At 47.0% G+C, this 6,387-nt stretch carries 6 protein-coding genes; 3 read left to right on the forward strand and 3 right to left on the reverse strand.

Annotated features, from left to right (window positions below):
- Window positions 1-825: 825 nt before the first annotated feature.
- The 3 genes from LLF78_01680 to LLF78_01690 all read left to right on the forward strand — a co-directional run bounded on the left by LLF78_01680 (window position 826) and on the right by LLF78_01690 (window position 3,278).
- Window positions 826-1,107: a hypothetical protein gene (locus tag LLF78_01680; protein ID MCE5201211.1), complete on the forward strand. Its 282-nt coding sequence runs from the start codon at window positions 826-828 to the stop codon at window positions 1,105-1,107.
- 81 nt (window positions 1,108-1,188) lie between these two features.
- Window positions 1,189-1,995, forward strand: coding sequence for an SDR family oxidoreductase (locus tag LLF78_01685; GenBank protein ID MCE5201212.1), 807 nt, complete (start codon window positions 1,189-1,191; stop codon window positions 1,993-1,995).
- 80 nt (window positions 1,996-2,075) lie between these two features.
- Complete coding sequence (locus LLF78_01690; protein MCE5201213.1) at window positions 2,076-3,278, forward strand: hypothetical protein; 1,203 nt, start codon at window positions 2,076-2,078, stop codon at window positions 3,276-3,278.
- A 208-nt stretch (window positions 3,279-3,486) separates the two neighbouring features.
- Here LLF78_01690 and LLF78_01695 read toward each other — a convergent pair whose 3' ends face one another.
- The 3 genes from LLF78_01695 to LLF78_01705 all read right to left on the reverse strand — a co-directional run bounded on the left by LLF78_01695 (window position 3,487) and on the right by LLF78_01705 (window position 6,145).
- The gene (locus LLF78_01695) at window positions 3,487-3,867 is read right to left on the reverse strand and encodes a MerR family transcriptional regulator (GenBank protein ID MCE5201214.1); all 381 of its coding nucleotides are present in this window, start codon (window positions 3,865-3,867) and stop codon (window positions 3,487-3,489) included.
- A 379-nt stretch (window positions 3,868-4,246) separates the two neighbouring features.
- Entirely contained in the window at window positions 4,247-5,416 is a 1,170-nt protein-coding gene (locus tag LLF78_01700) for an iron-containing alcohol dehydrogenase (GenBank protein ID MCE5201215.1), read from the reverse strand.
- A 15-nt stretch (window positions 5,417-5,431) separates the two neighbouring features.
- Window positions 5,432-6,145 (reverse strand): RibD family protein, encoded by a 714-nt coding sequence (locus tag LLF78_01705; protein ID MCE5201216.1) that lies wholly within the window; start codon window positions 6,143-6,145, stop codon window positions 5,432-5,434.
- Between the last annotated feature and the right edge of the window lie 242 nt (window positions 6,146-6,387).

Consider the following 6,387-nt stretch of genomic DNA (forward strand, 5'->3'; position numbering starts at 1 on the left):
TCATTAGGACTCCTATTAACCTACGCAGCTCTTGATGATAGCCAGTATGCCTCATTCTCCGTCATCCCCGTATGCTTTCGAGCGGGGATCCAGGTCCACTGTTTTCATTTTTGAATGTGATTTGAGACTTCATTTTTCTAAGCTGTTGAAAGCAAAATTCACAAGAGGTTTAAAGTTACATCAAGAAAAAGTCAAAAGCCAAGGCCAGACCTGGGTTCCCGCTCAGAGGCATACGGGAACGACGGGGCGGGGAATCACTCGGGAACGACGGGGCGGGGAATCACTCGGGAACGACTGAGGGTGAGGCATAATGTCATATGAAATCTAAGGGGGGTACAATTTAAGCGGTGGAGGTGTTCAGTTTATAGCGGTCAGGGGGTGTGTGCAACTCAAGCGGTCGAAGTGTTCATTTTGGCACGGCATATGCGCTCAGCTTCCGGTACCGTCCCAAACTGGGGCACCCGGTGATCTGAGCGGTCTTACTTTGATAACTATAGGTGATTTGTTAAAAAATATCAATGATTACAGCGGTAGTCCGTATTTTACCTAACAGAACCGGGAATCCATTATATTCCCGCACCAGACCGGGCAGCCGATCCGGATATCATGGAGCAACCGCTCCCTGTTATGATTGACCCATTTGCGCACAGGTGTTCCCCACGGGCGTGGGAAGGACCCAAGGGGTCAGACCTACACAATTGACAGAAAGGGATCTATTTCTGTCATCGGTACAGCGGGGCTGAGCTGAAGGAGATAGGGGGCCTGTTCCTTCTTCTTAGGTCTGCCGGACTCCGCAGCTTGATATAGTTTTCTGGTATAAGCACTATGGAACGGCTTGCGGATGGTTTGAGTGTATTCAGCGGTTCGGTACCAGGCGTAATGAGCGAAAAGGATAAAAATATTATTGCCATGATCTCAAAGGAATACGGAAGCAGTACGACAATTCCCTGCGCTGACAGTGAATACTGCATGCCCTGTCCGCACGGGGTGATGATAAAGGCTGTCTTTGCCCTCTATAACAAATACCGCAATACCATGGACACATCGGTAAAAGATCATTATCATAAAGAGGTCTTCTCCAAACCGGGCAGGGGTGTAGACAGATGATGTTTAATGGTCCAACGCGGGTGATTTAAGATCATTGCGGCAGGAGCAGCAGAATCTTACGATTCTCGGAAGGAGCATGCCATGAGCGGATATTTTGAACAAAAAGTTGCAGCAGTGACAGGAGCGGCGTCAGGTCTGGGCCTGGGGATCTCTGAAGAACTTCTGAAAAGGGGTGCTGAAGCAGTCTTTATGGGCGACTTCAATGAAGAGGGGCTCAAGCGTGAATCAGACAGGCTGAATATCCAATATCCCGGCAAGGTTTTCCCCATACTTACAGATGTCACAAAACTCGACCAGGTACAAAAACTAATATTTGACGCAAAAAACCATGCGGGTCATCTTGACTTTCTTTTCAACAACGCAGGTATGGGCCTCACCCTGCCGACAGAAAAGATCACCTTCGACATATGGAAATTCATAATAGACCTTAACCAGATGGGAGTCATCCACGGCACATATACCGCCATTCCTGTAATGAGGGAACAGGGGTTCGGCCACATTGTCAATACGGGATCCATAGGCGGAAAGGTCCCCGTTCCTTATCAGGCTGTTTACGCGGCGACCAAGAGCTCTGTTATATCTATGACAGAATGTCTCCAGTACGAACTGGAGAACGACGGACTGCAGTTCAGCGTTTTTTGCCCGGGAAATGTCCGTACCCCCATATTCGCAGGGGTGACCCCTCCCGCTGATTCATTAAGCGTAGAAGAGGCTGTGGAATATATATTCGATGAGATCGCGAAAGGGTCTCTCTTGATCATATTCCCTGAATCGGCGAGGCAAGCTGACTATCTTTACAGGGAAAAGAGAGATGAATTCGACAAGTTAATGAGGCAGCTTGCGGATGAAAGGAGGGAAAACTACCGTACGAAGGGGACCTACTGCTAAAAGTTTATACTTGCTTAATTTGATCCTTTGAAAGCCCGGCGCATCGTTTAAACCGGATCCGATCCTGAGGAGGCTTGGATATGTTCGGCGGCGGATGGTCTTCAAAAAAAGCTGATATACCCATCGACCTTGTAATACTGATGGTTGCGGGCCTGACCATGGTCATCGCCGGGCTTTTGCTTTTCGCTTCTTACGCAGGCAAGGTGCCGTATTATGAAAACGGTCTTTTCGGACTTCTGATATTCATATATGCTCTTCAGATCACGGTACTTGGCAAGACACCTTTCGGGGACGTTCCCCAAAGGCCCCTCTCGGTTCTTATCCTGGGTATCTTTGTTGCCTGCGTTGGAATAATCACATGCTTTATCCCCGATCTTCTGAAAGGGATCCCACGGTTCATATTATTCATATGTTTCGGCCCCGGAGGCATACTTCTTTTGATGCAGATGTTTTTTTCAAAAAACAAATTTCCGCTGTGGAGGAAAAAGGGCGGGATACTTATGACGCTTGCAGTCAATTGCACCGCAGTCTATTCCCTTTCGGTATTCATCTCGATCCTCCTGATCGATAAAAATTATATTTCCGGCGGACTTATCTCCCTTTCAGTCCTCCTTTATGGAGTGCTTGTTTTTACGTTGACTGCGGTGCTTTTTAAAATATATGCCATCTATCCCGGCGTGGCGGAGAGGCCATCCGCAGGGGTGCAGCTTTCAGATGACCGTGCGGTGATCCTTATAACGGGAGTATTCATGGTACTGCTGGGGATATTGCTCATACCGGTTACTATCGGCATTCTGCCGTTTTCAGGCAGTGCACAGTTAGGACTTCTTGTAGTGATCATGTCCATACAGATGATAGCTTTCGGAAATACGCCACTGAGGTCCTTTACAAGAACATGGCCTCTGGTATTTCTCGGACTCTTTTTTGCATCAATGGGGATAATCTCATGCATTGTCCCTGAAATACTTGTGCCCTGCCTGACCCTGATCATCGCCCTGCTGAACATTGGCGGAGGGGGGATACCCCTGGTAAAAATGATCCACTCAAGACAAGGGATGAAGGAGAGAGGATCTGCAGATGTTCCTTCAATAATAAAAAGGCTGTTTCTCACTCAGTCGACGCTGAACATTCTTTCGATAGTGTTCGGAATATCTATGCTGATAAAAAATCTGATCCCCGGGCCGGTAATTGGGGTGGTACTTACCGCAAACGGAATAGTGCTGCTTTACCTTCTCTCTGTCCTTGCCAAAATCGATGAGATGAAGAAAGCCGCCTTGGTATAGGCTAAGTATCCATGCTCTTGCTTTAGCCAGACAACAATATGTGCCCGAGGGGTCAGGCCTACCTATACAGGCCATGACTGATTTATTAGTGCTTTTCAGTAATGACTGAATGCCTTTCTGTCAATTGTGTAGGCCTGACCCCAACCGGTTCCCTCCTAACGATTTGTGAGGCCAGGGATGTGAATACTTTAAGTGGTGTGCAAATGCATTATTTTCTTAAATTCTCTTCTTCGAATTTAAGCATTCGCTCCTCATAACCGTCCAGCTTCCAGTCCAGCTTAGCCAATACATCATTCATTTCATTGATATGTGCCACTATTTGTTCCCGTTGCTCAAGAAGGAGTTTTTTCCGGGCTTGAATAGTTTTCGCACCTTCATGAAACAACTTTACATATTCAATTAATGTTTCGACTGAAACACCGGCAGAGCGCATGCATTTTATATATTCAACCCAGCGGCGGTCCTGCTCAGAATAATCCCTTATTCCTCCAGAGGTACGGCGTACATTTGGTAACAAACCAACACGCTCGTAATACCGCAAAGTATCAGGCGTCAAACCATATTTTTTTGCTACTTCAGAGATGGTCATCGTGCCTTCCCCTCCTTGGCTCATGTGAATATATTGTACTCCTCGGCAGTCATCGGCTCAATCCATTCGTTGGACCCGCCTGCCGCTGGCACTTCCACAGCCAGATGAGAGAGCCGGCTGTCCTTAGCGGCACCATGCCAGTGTTTGACTTCAGCTGGTATTTCTACTGCATCTCCGGGATGCAATTCCCTTGCAGGTTTTCCGCAGGCTTGATGCCAGCCGCGTCATCCTGTCACCAGCAATATCTGTCCGCCTTTATGATGGATATGCCAGTTATTGCGGCAACCTGGTCCAAAGGTCACATTGCCGATCGCTACGCCTACAGATGTAAGCATTTTGAGATATGCTGTACCTGTGAAATGTATTCATAATATTCTCCTTACAAACACATCCTGTAAATGTTCTCCACATCTTCAGGTGTCAGAGTCTTATAACCATGCATGACATCACCGCGGCAGGCATTCTCAGCCATAGCCTTGAAGTGTGTTTCATCAATGCCGATTTCTGTCAGGGTCCTCTGCAGTCCGAGGGTATCAAACAGGAATTCACTCAGCTTGCTGATCGCCTTTTTTGCACCTTCAATATCGGAAAGGGAGGTATCAACACCGAATACATTGATGCCGAACTTTTTGAATTGAGGTGCAGTGTTTTCATCCAGAATATACTCCATCCAACGCGGCGTGAGGATGGCAAGGCCAAGCCCATGGGTAATGTCATAATAAGCTGAGAGCTCATGTTCCATGTTATGGCAGCTTGCAGCCTGGGATCCGCCAGTTTGCAGGAAGCCGTTCAAGGCCCAGGAGGCCGCCCACATGAGATTTGCTCTGGCCTCATAATTGGTGGGTTCCTTGACAGCGACCGGAGCGTACTTGATAACAGTCTTGATGACATCCTCCATGACGCGATCGATCATATCCATTTTAGGCGACTTGGTGAAATAGAATATATCAAAAATATGAGACAGGATATCCGCTCCGCCACAGGCAGTCTGGAATGCACTGACAGAATACGTGTTAGTCGGATCCAGGAAGGATACTTTCGGCTGAAGCAGGGGATGCGAAAATCCATATTTTTCATTGGTATCCATGTTGCTGATGACTCCTCCTGCGTCCATTTCCGATCCGGTGGCAGACAGCGTCAATATCGAAAAAATCGGCAGCGCTTTGGTGATAGGCGCTTTCTGAGTTACCAGGTCCCAACTGTCACCTTCGTAAAATGCAGCGGCAGCAATGAATTTTGTGCAGTCGATGGTTGAGCCGCCGCCGACAGCTAAAAGTACGTCGATCTTCTCTTTTTTACAGATGTCCGCGCCTTTGTTGACCGTCGTATGACGGGGGTTGGGTTCGATGCCGGAGAGTTCAAAAACGGATAATCCGGCGCGTTTCAGCTCAGCCATAACCTTGTCATAAAGACCGATTTTCTTGATGGAGCCGCCGCCATAAGTCAAAAGGACACGATTCCCATAATGTTTGAGCTCTTCCCCCAAATGCTCCAGTTGATTTTGACCAAAGTAGATTTTGGTTGTGTTCTGGAAAATAAAATTGTACATGTTCATTCCTCCATATCATTTCGAGTAGGTCAGCCATAGACTGCCATTGTCTAATTTTTCAGCAGCTTTCAACCCGAAGGCTGCTGATTTTGCATTTGCAGATGTATATTTGCTTGTTTGAAATAACGGAATTGCCTGTTCTGATGCCTCTGCCGCCGGAATTACCACAAGGCTGATTTCGTCGATCAAACCGGCCTCCAGGAATGAGCCATTGATGATGCCGCCGCCCTCAAGAAGCAGTTTATTAATACCAAATAAGCTCTTGAGTTTTTGGACAGCCTGCTCCAGATCGATAGTATCTTTGCCTGCGAAAACAGACGAAACACCTTTGGAGCGCAAGTGGGCCAGGAAAGCATCTGATACCTGTTCTGTCAGTACTTCTATGATATGCGCGCCATCATATCCTTCATCCGGATCGAAAATGACACGGTCATCCCATAATAGTTTTCCATGTGGATCAACGGCCACTGCATAAAAAGCAGCTTTTTCCGCTATAAAATCATTTCTGTCTATAGCCGGCCCTTCATACTCGGTTAGCCGGACGGACGACTGGGGGAAACTGCCTTCCATTGTGATACGTCCGCATATGAAACCGTCCGCATCGTAATTTTTGTGAATTTGATAGTAGGTCTCGACGATCCCACTGTATTCTCTTTTTTCTAGAAACCTGCCGGTGATCTTCCCATCCAACGATGTCGCCATGTGGCATATAATATAGGGCCTCGCCATGTCTTATGCCTCCTTTCTTATCCTATGCTCATCTCTATGTCCGCAGTTTAGTCCTTGGAGTTGACTCTAAGTCAAGCAGGTTTCATATTTTTGATTTTTTATCGGCATCCACAGTTAAGATATTTATTGACATCATAATATATGTTGATATGCTTACTGCGATATAGGTCCTGATTTTATGTGAAAGAGGGGTGCGATTTATGCCAAAGCTGGATTACGAGAGTATAAATGACATAAAAAGC

The organism is Synergistaceae bacterium, assembly GCA_021372895.1.
Classification (GTDB): Bacteria; Synergistota; Synergistia; order Synergistales; family Synergistaceae; genus JAJFTP01.

What these genes read in the sequence shown, in the direction of transcription:
- LLF78_01690 (MCE5201213.1), top strand. Translation starts at nt 2,076, where the DNA reads ATGTTCGGCGGCGGATGGTCTTCAAAAAAAGCTGATATACCCATCGAC.
- LLF78_01705 (MCE5201216.1), bottom strand. Translation starts at nt 6,145, where the DNA reads ATGGCGAGGCCCTATATTATATGCCACATGGCGACATCGTTGGATGGG.
- LLF78_01695 (MCE5201214.1), bottom strand. Translation starts at nt 3,867, where the DNA reads ATGACCATCTCTGAAGTAGCAAAAAAATATGGTTTGACGCCTGATACT.
- LLF78_01680 (MCE5201211.1), top strand. Translation starts at nt 826, where the DNA reads ATGGAACGGCTTGCGGATGGTTTGAGTGTATTCAGCGGTTCGGTACCA.
- LLF78_01685 (MCE5201212.1), top strand. Translation starts at nt 1,189, where the DNA reads ATGAGCGGATATTTTGAACAAAAAGTTGCAGCAGTGACAGGAGCGGCG.
- LLF78_01700 (MCE5201215.1), bottom strand. Translation starts at nt 5,416, where the DNA reads ATGTACAATTTTATTTTCCAGAACACAACCAAAATCTACTTTGGTCAA.